This is a genomic window from Colwellia meonggei (genome assembly GCF_057537295.1).
The window spans coordinates 1-17,775 of sequence record NZ_BAAJLZ010000005.1 but is presented as its reverse complement, the minus strand read 5'-3'; the positions used below and the strand labels follow the sequence as shown (position 1 = coordinate 17,775).

Genomic DNA, 17,775 nt, shown 5'->3' with positions numbered 1-17,775 from the left:
TTTTTAATCGTTATAATTCTCAAGTTGAGATATCACAGTCTTCCAATCGGGATAATCAGCAGAGCTAAATTGTATAATATTTCCTTCAAAGCTTTCTTGCCCTCTGCCTGAAATGAGGTCATCAATTAAGATATCGCCTTTGAGTAACCCTTTATTTGGGCTAATTATTAGCTTCTCCGTAAACTCAATCCCAAAATACTTTTCTATCCAGACGCGTTTTTCAGTATATGAAAAAGGGTTTCTTGTCGAAGGAGCTGTAAGAATATATGGATCAAAATTTTCTGAATTAATGAGTTTCTGTACACTTTCAATAGCTCCTGTAATAGGAGCTAAATTAGCATAAAAGCCATATTGAGATTGTGGGAACGCAATGCCTGGAGTCTCTTCAATAGCATTATTAAAAGCAGTTGAATAATCACAAAGCACATCATCCATGTCGATATAAACTATCATATTTTCTCCCTGCGTTACGTGCTCAAATTACGCTCAAAATTAACGATATCAACGCCAGATTTAACTTTGTACTGCTGAGCTAAACGACCACCTGATTTTACTTTTTCATCGATTGTTTCAAACATGTCTGCCGATTCAATACGTCTAATTAAGCTTTTACGTTGTATCGTTTTTCCGATGATCGTTTCAATAACAGACTTTAGCTGGCCCACAGTGAAATACTCAGGTAAACAATAAACAGGAACCATCGAATAAAGTGCTTTTTGTTGAAGGCGCTCTTTGGCTTGTTCAATAATAATCTTATGATCAAAGGCAATTGATAAACTGTCTATTTTATCAATATCTATCCATTGAACGTCGTCAATGGTTTCTATGTGTGACGAGACTTCTTGGGCTGCTATCAGGGCAAAGTAAACCAAGGTTACACTAAACCCTCTAGGATCACGGTCAATACCAGAAAAGGCTTGTAGCTGTTCTAGATATTGAGGCGCAACACTCGTTTTTTCTTCTAGTTTTCTTAAAGCTGTTACATCTGTTGTGGTATCTGAATCAACATCGACAAAACCACCGGGAAGACCCCAGCTACCGATAAACGGCTCATTTGCTCGTTTAACCATCAGAACTTTTAAAGCATCGTCTTTTACGGTAAATAGCACACTATCAACTGTAAATAGGGGATTCTTAAACTCATTAATATCGTAAGTGTTCGTCATCGTACTCATTCAAAGTAAACTTTATGTCTTAATGACACATTAAATCAATTTCTCTTTTATATCAACAAGAACAGTTCACCAAATTAAATAAGGAATAATATTTGACAACTTAATGTCTTTGAGACACATTAAATATAGTGTCGCTGTGACACATTTGTAAAAGGAGATTATTATGTTTGGTTTTAAATATATAAAAGCAGATCCTTCAACACACCTCATGTTATTCAAAGAAGGAAAAATTAAGTTAGAAGGAGTCGGTGTAAACTTTTTCTATTATGCTCCTAGCTCTTCACTTGTCGCTATACCAAGTAATAGTAAAGAGTTGCCCTTTGTCTTCAGGTTACAAACATCTGATTTTCAAGAGCTAACAGTACAAGGACAAGTTACTTATCGAATTGAACAACCTCATGAAGCGGCAAAAATGCTGAACTTCACTATTGATACAAAAGGTAAGTACACATCAGAAGACCCTAAGAAAATGGATGAACGTATTCAGCGTGCTGTTCAAGTGTTGTTGCGAAATCACATTGAATCTAAATCACTTAGAGATTCTCTAGTTTGTGCTCGCGAACTAACCATCGATTTGAAAAAAGATCTAGACGGTGCTGAAGCGATAGCGAGCCTTGGTATAGAGATCACTGATGTTGCATTAACATCAATTAAACCAACTCCTGAAACAGGAAAAGCACTCGAAGCTGAGATTAGAGAAAGCTTATTAAAAGAGGCAGATAATGCAATTTATGCAAGACGCTTATCAAGCATTGAGCAAGAAAAAAGCGTTAAAGAATCTGAATTAGAAACTGAAAAAGCAATACAGAAGAAAGAGCAAGACCTTGAAGAATCACGATTAGAAGCACAGAGATTGAGAAAAATTCAGCAATTTAAAATCAACCAGGAGGATATTACGGCTCAGATTGAAGATGAAAAACAACTCGAAGAATTGGTCTCTATTAATTCAGCTAACGAGAAAGCTCGTGGTGATGCACAAGCTTATAAAATACAAGTGCAAATGCAGGCTTATCAAAATATTGATACTGATAAATTAAGAGTAATGAGCATGAGCGGTATGGCACCAGAGCAGCTTATTGCCCAAGCAATAGAAAACTTAACGCAAGGTGATAACCAAATAGGTAATTTGAATATTTCACCTGATCTATTAACAACGTTGACCAATACCTAAAGGAGCTTGTTATGCTCACAGATAGAAAAATAGTGGTTGTCACAAGAAAGACAAGATTGCAGGAATTAAAGGAAAAATACTGCACCCTTGGGCAAGCAAAATTTTACCTTGAACATTTAGGTGAGTCATTTAGTGACTATGAAGAAGAAAGTACTCTTTACTCTAAATCTGTCGCCCAATCTATTAGCCTCTTAAAAACAGTTAGTCGGGTTCAGCAACTAGAAAGAAGTGTGCTTTCAACTTATTTGTTTTCTCCCGATGATTTAGTCGTAGTTATTGGTCAAGACGGTTTAGTGGCTAATACGCTTAAGTACCTAAATGGACAACCTGTAATAGCTGTTAACCCTATCCCAGCACTTTATGATGGCCAGCTTTTGCCCTTTTTAGAAGCAGAACTTGGTGAAGTAATTCTACAAGTGCTAAACCAATCTATTAATTCAAAAGCAATTGCTATGGCTGAGGTAAATACCAACATTGGCCAAAGTTTGTTAGCGGTAAATGACCTATTCATTGGCCCCAAGACACATACTTCAGCAAGGTATATGATGTCTGTTGATAATCACCAGGAAGAGCAAAGCTCTAGTGGCGTTATTATTAGCACAGGCTTAGGCTCTACTGGTTGGTTTAGAAGCATAATTACAGGTGCGAGTGGTATTATGGATAAACCAATTAATCATCACCTACAAAACGGATTCTCGTGGGATAGTGAGTTTCTTTATTATTCAGTTCGGGAGCCATTCCCGTCAGCAAATACCAAGTGTAATAAGGTTTTTGGCAAAATAACCAATCACTCAAAATTCAGTATGTCTTCAAAAATGGCTGAAAACGGTGTCATCTTTTCTGATGGCATTGAGCAAGACTGCCTTGAGTTCAATGCCGGAACTGTTGCCAACATATCTATAAGTAGTCGCGTTGGAAATTTAATCACTCCTCACTAGCTTTCCTCGCTATATCAGTAGTTTATTTTAGCTGTTACACTCACTGACAATAAAAAACAATCTTTATGTCCTTGTGACACAAATAAAACTTGATCAATATTTAACTCTTTGCTAAATTAGATTGTGTCCTAGCGACACAAACAATAAAAAGGAAGTAATAATGAAAATATTTAGCCATGACTCAACAGGAAATAAAACACCTATCGACTTTGACAGTTTTACTTTTTCTGGCGGAGAAGAGCACATTCGTTTTAATCCAATGGACTTTGCAACTACGGCAAAAGTAGAAATCTTTGAACGCCTTACTGATTCTTCAAAGCTAATTCAATTAATGGTTGCCGTTGATGCGCTTAAAAGACTTTCAAATGAAGTGACTCCTATTGAATTGGTTATTCCTTATTTTCCTTATGCTCGTCAAGACAGAGTATGTGTTGACGGTGAAGCGCTAGGTGCCGCAGTTATGGCACATTTCATAAACAATTTAGGCTTCGCCAAAGTAACTATTTGGGATGCGCATAGTGAAGTATCACCAGCATTATTAAATAGAGTCGTAAACGTACCACAAATTAACTTGCTTGAGCGATGCGATGAATTAAGCCAACGTCTGTCTACAGGCGAACTTACCTTGATTTCACCTGATGCTGGTGCTAGCAAAAAAACAATCAAAATTTCTGAGACATTTAATGGTGAGCCTGAAGTTATTCAAGCACAAAAAATGAGAAATTTGAAAACAGGTGAAATCATTAAAACTGAGATTCTTGGCGATGTTAACGGAAAGAAAGTACTTATCGCTGATGATATTTGTGATGGTGGTAGAACATTTATCGAGTTAGCTAAAGTATTAAAAGACAAAGGCGCTGTGGAAGTTTCACTGTTTATTACACACGGTATTTTCTCAAAAGGATTAGAAGTATTTGAAGGGCTAATTGACGCTATCTATACAACTGATTCATTTAGAGCCGCTGAAGAATTCAGCACGAACAATAAAATTAAATTACAAATTATTGAGATGTAAGGAGACTATCATGACTATTACCGCTGCTAGTATGCAAAAAGACGTTTATAAAGAATTCCACAGCCGTGCTTACCACCCTGATGTAACCGAAGTTTATGCTAACTTCACATCAAGAAGTGGCAAGTTAAGTAATGTTGAAAATAGTGACAAAGTAGCATTTGTTGGTCTTCAGTATTTTATTAAGAGCTACTTACAAGAAGAATGGGCAGAATTTTTTAACAGCGATAAAGCTGTAGCCGTTGCAAACCATAAACGTATTATGAGTTCAATGTTGGGCTACCCTGTAAACGTCAAGTATCTAGAGGACTTGCACGATTTAGGTTATTTACCATTAAGAATAAAAGCACTACCTGAGGGAACACTTGTACCTTACTTAGTGCCGCCAATTACTATTGTTAACACCAAAGAAGGTTTTCAGTGGTTAACAAATATGATTGAGACAGTGTTAAGTTGTGAAAACTGGCCAATCCAAACAAGTGCTACTACTTCAGTTGCTTATTTAAAAGTATTCAAGGAGTTTGCTAATAAAACGGGACTTCCTTTAGATTTTGTCCCTTTTCAAGGGCATGATTTTAGCTTTAGAGGTATGTTTGGCAAGCATGCTGCTGCTATGAGTGGTTTTGGCCACTTAGCTTCAGGGCTTGTAGGCACTGATACCATACCAGCAGTATTATTTGCTGAAAAATACTATGGCGCTAACGTGGATAATGAGCTTGTAGGTTGCTCTGTAGATGCTACTGAACACTCTGTTACTTGTTCTTGGATCATGGAAGGTGAAATTGAGTTCTTTAAATATTTAATGAAGGAACAATCTCCAACCGGGATATTAAGTGTTGTATCTGATACTTGGGATTTTTGGACATTAGTAACTGATTATCTTCCACAGCTTAAAGACGAAATAATGGCTCGCGATGGCACTTTAGTGATTCGTCCTGATTCTGGAGATCCGGTAAAAATATTAACGGGTTATAAAATATCTCCTGTTTCTGAGTACAGTGAGCTATTCCAAACTCAAGATGAAGCTGAAAAAAATGTGAAAGAAAATGCATATGAAGCATATCGCTGGAATGGTGAGTACTATGGCTTTGATGGTGATCAAACTATTCAATTAATGTTCTGTGAAGTTAAGGGACTTATTGAATGTTTATGGGATACTTTTGGTGGAACGACTACAAGCAAAGGGTTCAAGTTACTTGATGATCATATTGGTGCTATTTATGGTGATGCTATTACCCTAAAACGCCAACGTCAGATATTAGAACGCCTAATGAACAAAGGGTTCGCTTCAAAAGTAGTGTTAGGCATTGGCTCTTATAGTTATCAATATGTGACTCGGGATACTCACGGTTCAGCAGTCAAAGCTACCAGTGTTGTTAAAAATGGTGAACGAGTTGCTATTTTCAAAGACCCAAAAACTGACACTAAGAAGAAATCAGCTAAAGGTTTATTAAAAATTGAGCGAGTGAACGGTGAGTTGACCTTATTTGATGACGTGACTGATGAAGAGGAAACTCAAGGCTTATTAGAAGTTGTTTTTGAAGATGGGAACCTTACAAAGGAAACTACTTTAGGCCAAATAAGAGAAGTAATAAACGAACAGATATAGCCCTATCAAGAGCAACCGTCGTATTTTAGGTTGCTCTTATTTCTTGTGATAACGTAATTAAGAGGATGATAATACGAAACAAAATACTTATAACCATTTGTTTTATAATTACTAGCCCAAGTCGACTTTATATTTCAACCTTGGAGGCATTATATCTTCAAAATTGCAATTGAGTGCATTGGCTATTTTATATAGGGTTTCTAATTTAATGTTTACGCTCCCCCTTTCTATTTTGCCGTAGTTCCCTCTTTCAATACCCACATATGATGCAAAACTTTCTTGAGAGTAGCCAGCAGCCTTACGTTTTAAACGCAGCATTTCACCAAATTCTTTAACTAAATCACTCACCCTATTTTTCCTTCAGGCAAAATGATTAGATTTTCATGTTGAGCGCTAAGGCACCACGCCCTATAATACCCATTATTATTTTAAATTAATCAGGATTTATTTTGAAATTTGACCCTTTTGTCGCTCAAATTATTGTCGTGAGAAATTTTGACCACTTCACAACGAGCGATGTCCGGTCTGCATATTTGGCATTAAAAAATGACTCATCTTTAGAGCCTTCGGCTGTTCGACGAAAAATATATGCTGAACTTTTAAAGTTGGTAAAAAAAGGTTGGCTTAAAAAAATAAATTCAAAAAAAAAAGGGCTGACCCGTTTTAATAAAACAGAGTGTTTTGACGTAAAATTAATAGCATTGAAAGCAAAATGTGAACCAGCTAACGATCTTAATAAACATGATGAAAAACAAGAGAAATTGCTTGGTAAGTTGAATCAGTATAAAGCTGAACTTTTGTTGAATATAGGAGAGTCTGAAGCATACAAGGAGCTTTATTCAGAGTTCCCTGAGTTAGTTGATGAACTACAGCCGCAATACAATAAAGCTAGAGACAATAACACGAGGATACTAGGGAAGATTAGAGCCATTGAGGGCTTGCTTAAGCAAGAGAATCCATTAGAGAAAATATGAAATTAAGACAATGGCAAGTTAGCTGTATCAATAAAGCTTTAAAACAATACTTGAATGGCAATAATCACTTTTTAGCCTTAGCAACACCAGGCGCAGGTAAAACGTTGATGGCATCTGAGTTGGCCGACCAGTTATTAAAAAACAATCTGATTGATTTAATTATTTGTTTTTCACCTTCTTCCATTGTTTCTCAAGATTTCAGTCAAAGTTTGCAGTTAAGAATTAATGAACGATTCGATGGGTTGTTGGGAGCTAAAGGACATTCTCTAACCTATCAAAATTTGCAGTACCTTGATAAAAATTTTTGGCAACTATTTCATAGGTATCGAGTATTCGTTATCTTTGATGAGATCCACCATTGTTCTGGTTCTAATATTGATAATGCCAATGCATGGGGTGAACAAATAATACTAAACATTCAAGATAAAGCTGAATATACATTGGCGTTAACAGGAACACCTTGGCGCTCAGACGCTGCTCCTATCGTTCTTTCAAACTATATGCATCCTAGTGATAAAATATCATGTGATTACGTTTACGGGCTTGCTGAAGCCATTCAGGATGATGTTTGTCGTGTACCGCAGATAATTGCTGTTGAAAATAATAATATTTCAGTTATAGATGACGATGAGACTAAAACGTTTACTAGCTTTAAATGTTTATTATCGCAATCAATCATTCCCTATCAGGAGATTATTGAGAATGAAAAAGTTATTAAATATTTAATTTCGTCTGCACAGAAAAAACTTAGTTCAATTCGAACCAAAAACGCTGACGCCGCAGGGTTAATTGTTGCCTCATCAGTGGAGCATGCAAGACAAATTTCAGCATTAATGAAGGCTTGTTTTAACGAAGATGCCGTTGTGGTTACTTACAGAGAAAATGAGCCAACAAACATTATTCAACAATTTAGACATGCACAAACTAAATGGATAATTTCTGTAGGGATGATAAGTGAAGGAACTAATATTCCTAGATTACAGGTTTGTTGTCACCTCACCAATATCAAAACTGAAATGCATTTTAGACAGATTCTAGGCCGTATACTTAGGATGACTGGTTCTAAGAATCAAGAGGCTGTCATGTACATTCCTGCTGAGCCTAAGCTATTGGAATATGCATATCGAGTTAAGCAGGATGTTCCCTTTGAGGCTGATGTGGTTAAGTTTGAAAAGATGAGAACTGTGGTTCAAGAGGATTTTGAAGGCAAAGGGCTGAGTACAGTGACTTTCGATAAGAAACTAACAAGTACTACCAAAGTTGAAGTTGATTTAAATGGATTTGATGATGTTGTTGAACAGCCTGAATTGTACGAAACTAATGAAGTAGTTCCAGAGCATTTCTTGACGAGTGCTTATGAACGAGTGATCAATATTTCCGACCGTTTTCAACAAGTGGTTATTGCTTTGGGGCTAAGCGAACTTAAATGATAATGCTCGTCTCTCAGATCTGAATATTGTTGATTTCTTATAATATTTATAACGATATTCATCAACTGGACAACCTAGTGAGGGGAAATTAAAACGTTCAAAGCAACTACACAACAAAAATCACTAATCTCATCTGTAATGCTTGTGACCTAGAGCCTAGTATTGATGAAGGGCATGAATTTCAAAATTTTTATACATATTGAACACAAGTATTGTCATGGTTCAATTCATGGTAATGGCAAACAGCTATCTTTAGATTTGTCCCAGCAATGTTTTCTTTAATTAGTGTTCCATTCACAACTATTGTTCTTTGAAACTATTGACTGTTAAGAGCTTTAAAGATTTATCATAAATTTATGTCGTAGCTGCTAAATATCCAGACGCTTTAGGTAGGTGAGTGTTAACGCTCTCTGGATGAAAATCGTTTATAGTTTAGCATTAGTTACTCAACGTCTCTCATTCCGCTAACTAATTGATATACAATATTATAAATGACATAATCGAAATGACATATTAGGCGCCTCGCGCGTTAACTCGACATTGACCATGTTACAACCCACAAATTTGCGAAAGGCTTAAAAATATGAAGAGTGTGATGCGTTACTTGCAACGACAGGTAGATTTGCTACGCGATGATTTATTTCTTTGGGTTCGTACTTCATTAATCGCAACCTCTTTAGGATTTATTGCTTATTTAGTTACCCCACTATTGCCCGTAGAACTTTCAACTTTAGCGACGATGAAATGGTTTATTTTAGGTGCTATTATAGGAGCATTGGCTATTGCGGTTCTGAAACGGCTCTTTAATCTCCCACTTTTATTAGGAACAAGTATCACCCTAGGTATTTGTATAATAATAACTTATTTATGTTACGACAGGCTTTTCCAATACAATATCATTAATGACAGCAAACCTACCGTCGTAGTATTTTACCCAGATAAATTCGCTTCACTTAGATTCAATACTCGTGTGTCTAATGCTTTACTCAAAATGCCTAAATTCATCGAATATGATGATAAGATTATTACCATAAAACCTGTTGCCGTTCCTTTTTCCGGATATGTGGAAAACTCGATACTAGGTAAAAAAATCGAAACTTTTGATAATATCATTGGATACCTAGAAATTGTCGAAGACGGCAAATTTATCAAAAGTACATTCTCACCAATCAAGCCCTATACTAAACTGGGAATTACTGATATGACGGTAGGCATTCAAGAGTTTCCGGAACCATCTTTCGTGTACAATATCAACTTTGCTCATATCAATTTGCAACTAGGTTTGACGACGCATGAAAGTCCAATATCAAATGGACTGGTTCGTTCGATGTTGTTTGGACTCGGTCTAGCAGATATCTCTCAACCAACACACTTCGAAAGCTTTAGTACCGATCCGCTCAACCCCGTTGTTGATATTCAAGGACAACATTTAGTGTTTACTATTGAAGAATCGATCTATCATCTTGTATCATCATATCTGCGTCTACAAGGCGATACAAACGCATATTGCACCTTAATCAATAACAAAATTAAGACAGGTTTTCGAGAGGATGTGCTACCTCTGCTCACCGGTAAAATCAAACAAAACATAGTAACTTGCATTCCACAGTTAGATACTCAAATAATAGTCGATATCTGGCCAAAATTGGCTTTAGATAAATCTGCACGAGCTACAAACATCCTAAACAACTATATTTTGGCATCGCAAGCATCACCGTCAACGTATAAACCAATCTTGAATGGTAAAAATGTTGACCTTGCCTTGATAAAAAGAGCAATAGCGCCCTGTAATACCCCCGGAACCTCCATTAGCAACTCGGTAACATGCATGTTCGAGCGTTTGGTGTTGATGCACAAAAAAACACCATTTGATGCCAATTTGGCAAATGATTATTTGGCCTATATGGTTAGCTATTTTGAAGACACACTCGTACGTATAATTGAATCCTATTATGTAGAGGATTATACATTTCCCGATACATCTGTTGAATACAGGCGAGTTCGGGAGCAACTCATTAGCATTGAACAGGCCATTACATATTTAGGCTTAACAGAGTTATCCTGTACAACGCCTTATTTCTTGCTGCCCTTTATTAACTTCGATGAAATAAAACAAAGGAATTTTCAAACATTACCTGCTCTACAGGAGTTTTTCATGACTCAAAGTAAGCAGGTTTCATCATCAATGGGGTGCCCATTTGATGTTGATGTTCTTGAGAGTTTTTTCAAACAGAATCAAGATACAAAATCACTAGCACTGCTTCCACAAACATTAACTACAACCTTTTATAAAGATAAAGACGTAAAAACGCAGTTACGTACGATGATGGGCGCCTTATCACATTTTGCCATAATAGCTAAAAATGATAAATTAGCAGCGTTTCTCACCGACGTCCTTAGGTCGGACGATACACAAGCAGCTCAAAAACTCGAACACTTCTTTGCCGAACAGTTTACTTTTGCGTTTGGTAAAGACAAGAGTGATGTGATAATTAAAACCACAATATATCCTTTATTAGACGAAATATTTCTGGGTCAAGACGAAAAAGAGCTAAGTGCAATTTTGGAGGCTGTGTTAGCTGACTCTCAATTATCTCAGTTTATCCAAGAGTTTTTACAATCAGACACCCAGCACTTTCGTGACTACGCCGGAAAGCAATTCGTTCATCTGCTTAATATGTTCACAAGAAAGCATGATAAGTTAATTGCAGACCATCCATTCCAACATCAAACGCTACCTAAATTGATTCTATTTATTGCTTTGCTTAATAACGGACCAAATGACCCTGATATTTCACAACTGACCAAATTCCTTACTCTCCACCCGGAAGAAAAAGAAAAACTATATGTAAAGCATTTGTTTTTTAAGCAGTACATAAAAACGGGACAAAATGAAAAAGCGAAAGCTTTAGCTAAGGATTTTAATACAACCAGCAATGACAAGGGTGGTTTTTACGAATATGTAATATTACTTCAAAGCCAAGAAAAATTTGAGTTATGCGGACACCCTATTGAAGATAACAATGAATTTGCAAATGTTTTATTAAATGCAGAAATTGATGTCAATGGATGGTTCGTTGCGCAGCAACATTTAGCTAAGTTAATACAAGTAGATAACTTCGATAAACTCAATCGTTTTAAAGGAACACTAGAAATGTATTTGATATTAATGCCTACAGGGAAACCTGGTGACAAGTTCCACGAGGAATCGAAACACTGCAAAATTGCGAACTTATAAAATGGGGCAAATAAAAGTTACCTTGGATGAATGGATCGAACGTTGTATTTATTGCCAATAAAAATAAAGATCTTCATTCTTATTGCTAACGCGTTCTAGGGACTTCTTCAGGCGTAGTAAATAGCCATCTAAACCAATGATTACTCAGGCTGCCTCACTTGGTCAAAACTACGTAATACACAGTTTATACAAGTCAAATACTTTTAGCTATAAGTTGCGACCCAAAATCAGATCAAACTATACTTTTAAATACATTATCAAATGCACATTTAACCCTAGCCTGAGATAATTCTCTAATTTTTATATCATCCAGTAGTTTTGCTTCTTCTAAAGAAATACTATTGTCTGAAATAGACTCACAAATCCAATCAAAACTTTTCTTTTCTTTTAAGCAATTAGCTTCTATAAAGCTATATATATCTTTACTCTCGTTATACCACTCACCATGAGATAAATTTTCTCTAAATGAATTCTGAATGTTTTTTTCAAGTTCTTTGTTACCAACAAGACCTCCCAAGAAAATAAGCTTATCCGGTGAGTTTGATTGCATAGAAGATAACCTAGTATCAATCCATTGTGTGGTGAAACCAATTTTTATTCTTTTAGTTATTTCAGCCTTAACGAAATAAATCATACAGTTAACCTATCAATTAGTTCTTCAGATTTTTTAATATATTCACGAGCACGTTCCTTAGTCCCAACCCCAGAATCTGGCATGCCTAACAGTAGCTCATGTTGATCTTTAAGACCTCTCCAAACGGGCAAGTGGCTTTTATCAATAACAGAACTATCACATTCAGGGCAAAGTAAAGCGTCATATAAGCCTTCACCACCACAGCCATTGCCTGATGCTAAACACCAACTATGTCCCGTTCCTCTTACAAACACACTATCACTTATTTGCTTAACTAAAGCAGGCATATTTTTAGTTTGTTTAAGCATTCCTCTTTGCCTAAAAGTAGCGATTACTTCCCCTCGCCTTCCTGCAAGAGGCGCATCTTTCACTATCCAATCAGACACCAAAGCACTTTGTAAGTCGTTACGCTCAGTGAGTACTTCGTCAAAGAGAGAATCATCAAATACATCTGTATTTGAATAATAAAGCGTCATATCCAGTGACCAATGCTTATAGTGTTCTCTCAGGTAACGTAAATCTCCTAACGAGCTCCTCGCAGCTAAACATGCGAATGTTCGTCTGAAATGATGTGTTGCCAGAGGCCAAATAGAACCAGCATGAAGGTTTAGTTCATTATTGTTATCTGTGATGCGAAGATCAAAATCTTTTGATAATAATTTAAGTGTTTTATTCCAATGATCATTGGAAATCCCATTAAATAGATTAGTGTTGGTATCATTACCTTTAAAAAGGAGAGGAATTAAATTACTTTGTTTTTCTTTATCAATATCACTTAGATAAGGAAGTGAAAACCTTATTACGTCGATCAAGGGTGAGTTTACAGATGTTAGGTGATCTATTGCTATCCTCACTATTTCCGGAACCATCCATTTTGCTTCTTTAGGCTCTTCTTCTAACTTATAGGTAAAGCCTTCTAACCAAAAGTATTCTTCGCCATCCCAACCCTCAGACTTGATGAAACAACTATTATCTAAAGACGCGATTTCGGAGTTCCTCATACCTGTAGTTAAAGCAATAATGACATAACAACATGCTCTTGCCTTATGAATACATTTTGTAAGCTCTAATTTTGAAGAAAAATTATAACGTTTTAATATTTTATTTTTATATTTAATATACCCTCTAGATCTTCTTGCATGATTTAAAGCTATTTTATCCGGTCTAATTGTTTTTATATCATTCGTTTTTCTTTCTTTTTTAAGCTCTTTACGAGCATCTTTAATAGCTAATTTTTCAAGTAACGAAAAAGATTTAACAATTCTCTGGCTATTATCTTCAAGAAACTTTACTGATTGGCTAAATAACTGGCTACATAAATAATCTGGAATACAGGGGGTTTGTCGCAAATTTCTTCGACCACTATTTTTTCGGGCATTCGATAGATGTACAACCGAAGAATCTGGCCATGGGTGCTCTTCTAATCCGTCAATTAAATGAAGTCGAAAATGATAAAGATCCTCAATTACGCCTAAATACTTTGCGTTAGTATTCGTTCCTAACTTTGGATTTCGTTCAAATATATATGCTTGGAACTTATCAGTATCATCTTGATTAAAAGAAGAAAAACTGTATTTGTTTTGGCTAATTAAATAATTAATAAATGTTGTTATAGAATAAAAGTGACCTATTAATGATTGTGGGCCGAGTAATTTTCCTGATCTTGGATTTATAATATTAAATCGAGTGTAAAGATATTGTTTTGCTGAAAGTAAAAGGGTTGAATTTTTCTCATCTAACAAATTAGAACCGTCAGATAATAAAGTATCAAAATTAATTATTGCTCTCGAGTTAGCTACATTTTTGTTATGAATATAATATCGAAAATTCCACATAGCATCAGAAAATTTTGAACATACTTCACCATTAAAATTTAGTGTAACTAATGGATCATCAAACAAAATATTTTTGATTGGAAAATATTCTGGTTTAGTCGCTATCAAATTGCCTCCAATGAGTTTCTTGAAGACCACATTGGATTCGGAGTTTTAAAAGCACTATTTTTAGCCTTTTCTACAACCAGTTTATCGAAAGCTGGTTCTATTTCATTCTCAATAACTTTTATCACCCAAGAATATAATTTCTTCCATTGCTTTCGACCAATGAATCCTCTCTCTTTTTTAATCAGCCAATAAAAAGAAAATAATCTATGTAAATCAGATTCTATGATCACCTGATTCGGACATTTGAAACATGCTACAAACCGAGTGCAAGCTTTACCATTACCTTTTGAATATGCTCCTTCATAAGGATCAGAGCAACGACCTACACCAGTATTAAAGTCACCAATAAGAACTCTCTTAGCTTTATCGATATTAATATTCAATAGATGAGATATTTTATCAGTAATACCTTCTTCAGAATCACCAAGGAGTGATTCAGTTAAAACATAACCAAAATATTTATGATTCTTCTCCATCTCAGGAGTAATTTCCAAATAACTCTGATTCATTACGGGAGTGGTATTACCCAATAATTTAGAGGTTTTAATTGGATCCCCTTTAGTTAATTGCCAAACTCGTGTAGCAAAAGTTTTTCTCAATCTTTTAATTTGAAAATGCAAGGGGCTTGCATTATCTTCTGATAAATTTGCTCGTTTACCTATACCGTGAACAGCTTTCCAAAAATACACATCTGTAAAACTTGTTGGCTGTTTTTCACTATTATCAACAAGAAATAAATTGTCACTATCACATTTTTGACGAAGATGAAGTGTATGTACTAATATTTCATTTATAAGTAGACCAATATCTTTATGAGCACTAAACACCTCATCAAATTTGATTGTACTTTTCATAGCTTGAACATAAGTATTCATCCCTCTATGTTTGTAACTAGTCATTAGAATATGGGTTTCAGGCGCTAGCGGATGAGAAGAAATACAATCTGTTTTCATATTTAAAATTGTTGAAGTATTTCTTCCTGTTTTAGCTGCAATAATTAAGGTATAAATCGACAGCTTTTGCCTAAAACTACCAACAAATTCATCTGTTCTAATTAACTCTAATTGCTTCCATAAATAGCGCATGATTCTCGACATTTCTGATTTTGAATAAGCTTGTGCTCCCTTCCCTAATCTATTTACATTAACAAACGGTGCGTAAGGAAAAATATTCTTTGAAAGCCTCCCTGTTCTAGTGAAATACATCAAAACACTTTTCACATTATTATATTGCTTTCTTGCACTAACTTTAGATAACTTTCCTGTTAACGTTTTAGATGGTTTATTCTTAACCCAAATTAAGAAATCGTTTATCGTTTCGCTCGTGAATTGTTCAATTTGATTAATATGAATTCCTTTTAGGTGTTGCTCATCGATAAATGAAAAAATATGGCCGCAACCATCTGAAGCAAAAACCTCAACAGTTGTACGTCTTACTTCATGAGATAACTGATTTATTGCATTATATAAATCAACAACTAATTGAGACCTATTAGCATACTTAGCGTTAACAAAATTCTCACATTTAGGCCTTCCGTGATATTTCCACCTATTAAAATCAACTAGCACCTTATTCGTTTCAAATAACAAATTAGAGTTGGTTATATTCTCAGTTAATTTTATTGGAATTAAGTTGCTTTCCTGCAGTTTGAAGTTCTTCTTATCTTTCATTAATTACTCCATTTCATCTAATTCTACTTGATAAGTTGATAATTCTTTTTCCCCAAGACTTTCAATGCAATGAAGATAAATACTTGTAGTAGATATAGACGAATGTCCCATCCTCTCTTTTACCCAAGCAAGTGCTTTGGTAGTACCAATTCTTTTAGACTCCGCATATAGCTCAATTGTTGCGTATGTATGCCTCAACATATGAGGATGAACTTTAAAATCCAACATTCCCCCTTTGTTTTTGTTTAATTTGGCATATACAGTATTAAGTGCCGTTTCGCTGAGAGGTGAACCGAAACGATTCAAAAAAATTAAAGGTGATTCATTGCCATATTTAGCCTTATATTTACGAGCCCTGACAACTCGTTCACCGAAATTAATGTAATCCCATAATTCCTTCATCAAAATTACTGACAAGTATATTCTTCTAGGTTTGCTGCCTTTAGTTCGTTGCCCATTCAGTGTAGGTTCCAAATCTATTGGAATCCGCTTATTTAGATTAGTTAAATTAGGCTCATATATATGTTCAGAAATAAAGGAAATGACTTCATCTTTTCTTAAACCGGTAGATAAAATTAGCTTAGTAATCAATTTAAACGTAGTGCTATCAATAGCGCTTATTAACTCCCTACATTGCTCTAATGATAAAAGTTTAGGCAACTTTTTAAATGTCTTTAAAACGAGATCATTGCTTTGTATTTTGTTCTGACCATGTGTATGTCTTAAAAAACTAGGCATACTCTCTGGCTTAATCTTATAAAGAGTTTCCCAAGGCTCAAAATCAATTAATCCATTTTTATAACAATAATTGTAAAAACGTTTTAAAGCAGATAACCGAAGATTTATCGATGAATCAGATACCCAACGTTTACCATTCTTCCTTACTAAACTTCTAGACCAGTTTCTGTATAGAGCCAAAGCGCTTAAAGAGAAGTTATCGGTATCGTTTAAATAGGGTTCATTCCAATCAATATTATTTGCAGTTAAAAAAGAGAAATAGTCGAGTAGTGAAGTGGCATAACTTTTAACAGTTCTTAAGCTTTGAATTCTAGAGTCTTGTATGACTAAATAAATAATGAACTGATAAACTGGTCGAACAATCTCACAATTCTCATCTATTAAAATTGGAATATTAGAGTAACTTTGTCCTGAAATAGTGAAATGAGAATCTGTATAAACTAATTGCAATTTAATGACCTTAAAATACCAATCTTTTATCAGAATAGATTAGTATCATGTATGTAACAAATATAAGATCATCTTACATACTCTGCGCCATTCTTTCGCAACACACCTATTGCAGCGTGGTGCAGATATTCGCACGATACAAGAACAACTAGGCCATAGTGATTTAAGAACAACTCAAATATATATTCACGTAATTGAGTGTGGGGCAAATGGTGTTACGAGCCCGCTTTCTGATCTTATGTGACTACTTAACACTATTTATTGCTTAAATTAGCAGTATTAGGCAAACAGCAACAATTGCAGAGTTAGAAAGTAAAACGAGAAGACGGTGAAGTCATTTATAAATGTACAACGGCGATCTATTAAACACGGACTGATTAAGAGATATAAAAATAAGTTTTAGAAAAATAGAGAAATAAATATGAATTAAATAAATTGGCGGAGTGGACGGGACTCGAACCCGCGACCCCCGGCGTGACAGGCCGGTATTCTAACCAACTGAACTACCACTCCGCGTATTTATTTTGAGTATGAGAACTCCTTCTTTGAAAGCAATTGGCGGAGTGGACGGGACTCGAACCCGCGACCCCCGGCGTGACAGGCCGGTATTCTAACCAACTGAACTACCACTCCGCATATTACTTTCGTAATTAATCGCTTCTGTATATTTTAAAAGGATATACAACCTTTGAAACAATTGGCGGAGTGGACGGGACTCGAACCCGCGACCCCCGGCGTGACAGGCCGGTATTCTAACCAACTGAACTACCACTCCGCATATTACTTTCGTAAT

The 17,775-nt window shown here is 35.5% G+C and carries 14 protein-coding genes, 3 tRNA genes and 1 pseudogene; 8 read left to right on the top strand and 10 right to left on the bottom strand.

Annotated elements, in window-relative coordinates:
* Window positions 1-3: 3 nt before the first annotated feature.
* Window positions 4-453, bottom strand: coding sequence for a 5' nucleotidase, NT5C type (locus AC27E9_RS12850; RefSeq protein ID WP_487130784.1), 450 nt, complete (start codon window positions 451-453; stop codon window positions 4-6).
* A 14-nt stretch (window positions 454-467) separates the two neighbouring features.
* Entirely contained in the window at window positions 468-1,166 is a 699-nt protein-coding gene (locus AC27E9_RS12845) for an NUDIX hydrolase (protein WP_487130782.1), read from the bottom strand.
* A 172-nt stretch (window positions 1,167-1,338) separates the two neighbouring features.
* Here AC27E9_RS12845 and AC27E9_RS12840 point away from each other — a divergent pair, with 172 nt between their 5' ends.
* The 4 genes from AC27E9_RS12840 (at window position 1,339) to AC27E9_RS12825 (ending at window position 5,905) form a co-directional block, all read left to right on the top strand.
* On the top strand, window positions 1,339-2,346 hold the full coding sequence (locus tag AC27E9_RS12840) for an SPFH domain-containing protein (RefSeq protein WP_487130780.1): 1,008 nt from the start codon (window positions 1,339-1,341) through the stop codon (window positions 2,344-2,346).
* 11 nt (window positions 2,347-2,357) lie between these two features.
* Window positions 2,358-3,284 carry a diacylglycerol kinase catalytic domain-containing protein gene (locus AC27E9_RS12835; protein ID WP_487130778.1) on the top strand — a complete coding sequence of 309 codons (927 nt, stop codon included), beginning with the start codon at window positions 2,358-2,360 and terminating at the stop codon, window positions 3,282-3,284.
* 160 nt (window positions 3,285-3,444) lie between these two features.
* A complete protein-coding gene (gene prs / locus AC27E9_RS12830; RefSeq protein ID WP_487130776.1) occupies window positions 3,445-4,299 on the top strand; it encodes a ribose-phosphate diphosphokinase in 855 nt (284 codons plus the stop codon).
* Window positions 4,300-4,309: 10 nt separating this feature from the next.
* The gene (locus AC27E9_RS12825; protein WP_487130774.1) at window positions 4,310-5,905 is read left to right on the top strand and encodes a nicotinate phosphoribosyltransferase; all 1,596 of its coding nucleotides are present in this window, start codon (window positions 4,310-4,312) and stop codon (window positions 5,903-5,905) included.
* A 111-nt stretch (window positions 5,906-6,016) separates the two neighbouring features.
* Here the strand turns inward: AC27E9_RS12825 and AC27E9_RS12820 are convergent, their stop codons facing one another.
* Window positions 6,017-6,253, bottom strand: coding sequence for a helix-turn-helix domain-containing protein (locus AC27E9_RS12820; RefSeq protein ID WP_487130772.1), 237 nt, complete (start codon window positions 6,251-6,253; stop codon window positions 6,017-6,019).
* A gap of 101 nt (window positions 6,254-6,354) precedes the next feature.
* On the opposite strand from AC27E9_RS12820, the gene AC27E9_RS12815 reads away from it, so the two are divergent.
* The 3 genes from AC27E9_RS12815 (at window position 6,355) to AC27E9_RS12805 (ending at window position 11,547) form a co-directional block, all read left to right on the top strand.
* Window positions 6,355-6,879 carry a hypothetical protein gene (locus AC27E9_RS12815; RefSeq protein WP_487130770.1) on the top strand — a complete coding sequence of 175 codons (525 nt, stop codon included), beginning with the start codon at window positions 6,355-6,357 and terminating at the stop codon, window positions 6,877-6,879.
* Window positions 6,876-8,309 (top strand): DEAD/DEAH box helicase, encoded by a 1,434-nt coding sequence (locus AC27E9_RS12810; RefSeq protein WP_487130768.1) that lies wholly within the window; start codon window positions 6,876-6,878, stop codon window positions 8,307-8,309. Before AC27E9_RS12815 ends, AC27E9_RS12810 begins: the two co-directional genes overlap by 4 nt.
* 583 nt (window positions 8,310-8,892) lie before the next feature.
* Window positions 8,893-11,547, top strand: coding sequence for a hypothetical protein (locus AC27E9_RS12805; RefSeq protein WP_487130766.1), 2,655 nt, complete (start codon window positions 8,893-8,895; stop codon window positions 11,545-11,547).
* A 232-nt stretch (window positions 11,548-11,779) separates the two neighbouring features.
* Here the strand turns inward: AC27E9_RS12805 and AC27E9_RS12800 are convergent, their stop codons facing one another.
* The 4 genes from AC27E9_RS12800 to AC27E9_RS12785 are packed head-to-tail and all read right to left on the bottom strand — an operon-like array spanning window position 11,780 to window position 16,982.
* Window positions 11,780-12,181 carry a GIY-YIG nuclease family protein gene (locus tag AC27E9_RS12800; RefSeq protein WP_487130764.1) on the bottom strand — a complete coding sequence of 134 codons (402 nt, stop codon included), beginning with the start codon at window positions 12,179-12,181 and terminating at the stop codon, window positions 11,780-11,782.
* Complete coding sequence (locus AC27E9_RS12795; RefSeq protein ID WP_487130762.1) at window positions 12,178-14,124, bottom strand: site-specific integrase; 1,947 nt, start codon at window positions 14,122-14,124, stop codon at window positions 12,178-12,180. The genes AC27E9_RS12800 and AC27E9_RS12795 overlap by 4 nt, the downstream gene beginning before the upstream one ends.
* On the bottom strand, window positions 14,121-15,794 hold the full coding sequence (locus tag AC27E9_RS12790) for a hypothetical protein (protein WP_487130761.1): 1,674 nt from the start codon (window positions 15,792-15,794) through the stop codon (window positions 14,121-14,123). Before AC27E9_RS12790 ends, AC27E9_RS12795 begins: the two co-directional genes overlap by 4 nt.
* 3 nt (window positions 15,795-15,797) lie before the next feature.
* The gene (locus AC27E9_RS12785; protein ID WP_487130759.1) at window positions 15,798-16,982 is read right to left on the bottom strand and encodes a tyrosine-type recombinase/integrase; all 1,185 of its coding nucleotides are present in this window, start codon (window positions 16,980-16,982) and stop codon (window positions 15,798-15,800) included.
* A gap of 76 nt (window positions 16,983-17,058) precedes the next feature.
* Here AC27E9_RS12785 and AC27E9_RS12780 point away from each other — a divergent pair.
* A pseudogene (locus tag AC27E9_RS12780) lies at window positions 17,059-17,226 on the top strand (tyrosine-type recombinase/integrase); the annotation flags it as partial.
* Window positions 17,227-17,418: 192 nt separating this feature from the next.
* Here the strand turns inward: AC27E9_RS12780 and AC27E9_RS12775 are convergent.
* The 3 genes from AC27E9_RS12775 to AC27E9_RS12765 form a co-directional block, all read right to left on the bottom strand.
* Window positions 17,419-17,495 (bottom strand) — tRNA-Asp (locus tag AC27E9_RS12775).
* 43 nt (window positions 17,496-17,538) lie between these two features.
* Window positions 17,539-17,615: transfer RNA gene (locus AC27E9_RS12770), tRNA-Asp, on the bottom strand.
* Between the two features lie 65 nt (window positions 17,616-17,680).
* Window positions 17,681-17,757 (bottom strand) — tRNA-Asp (locus tag AC27E9_RS12765).
* Window positions 17,758-17,775: the final 18 nt, after the last annotated feature.

What these genes read in the sequence shown, in the direction of transcription:
- AC27E9_RS12850 (WP_487130784.1), bottom strand. Translation starts at nt 453, where the DNA reads ATGATAGTTTATATCGACATGGATGATGTGCTTTGTGATTATTCAACT.
- AC27E9_RS12845 (WP_487130782.1), bottom strand. Translation starts at nt 1,166, where the DNA reads ATGACGAACACTTACGATATTAATGAGTTTAAGAATCCCCTATTTACA.
- AC27E9_RS12840 (WP_487130780.1), top strand. Translation starts at nt 1,339, where the DNA reads ATGTTTGGTTTTAAATATATAAAAGCAGATCCTTCAACACACCTCATG.
- AC27E9_RS12835 (WP_487130778.1), top strand. Translation starts at nt 2,358, where the DNA reads ATGCTCACAGATAGAAAAATAGTGGTTGTCACAAGAAAGACAAGATTG.
- prs (WP_487130776.1), top strand. Translation starts at nt 3,445, where the DNA reads ATGAAAATATTTAGCCATGACTCAACAGGAAATAAAACACCTATCGAC.
- AC27E9_RS12825 (WP_487130774.1), top strand. Translation starts at nt 4,310, where the DNA reads ATGACTATTACCGCTGCTAGTATGCAAAAAGACGTTTATAAAGAATTC.
- AC27E9_RS12810 (WP_487130768.1), top strand. Translation starts at nt 6,876, where the DNA reads ATGAAATTAAGACAATGGCAAGTTAGCTGTATCAATAAAGCTTTAAAA.
- AC27E9_RS12805 (WP_487130766.1), top strand. Translation starts at nt 8,893, where the DNA reads ATGAAGAGTGTGATGCGTTACTTGCAACGACAGGTAGATTTGCTACGC.
- AC27E9_RS12800 (WP_487130764.1), bottom strand. Translation starts at nt 12,181, where the DNA reads ATGATTTATTTCGTTAAGGCTGAAATAACTAAAAGAATAAAAATTGGT.
- AC27E9_RS12790 (WP_487130761.1), bottom strand. Translation starts at nt 15,794, where the DNA reads ATGAAAGATAAGAAGAACTTCAAACTGCAGGAAAGCAACTTAATTCCA.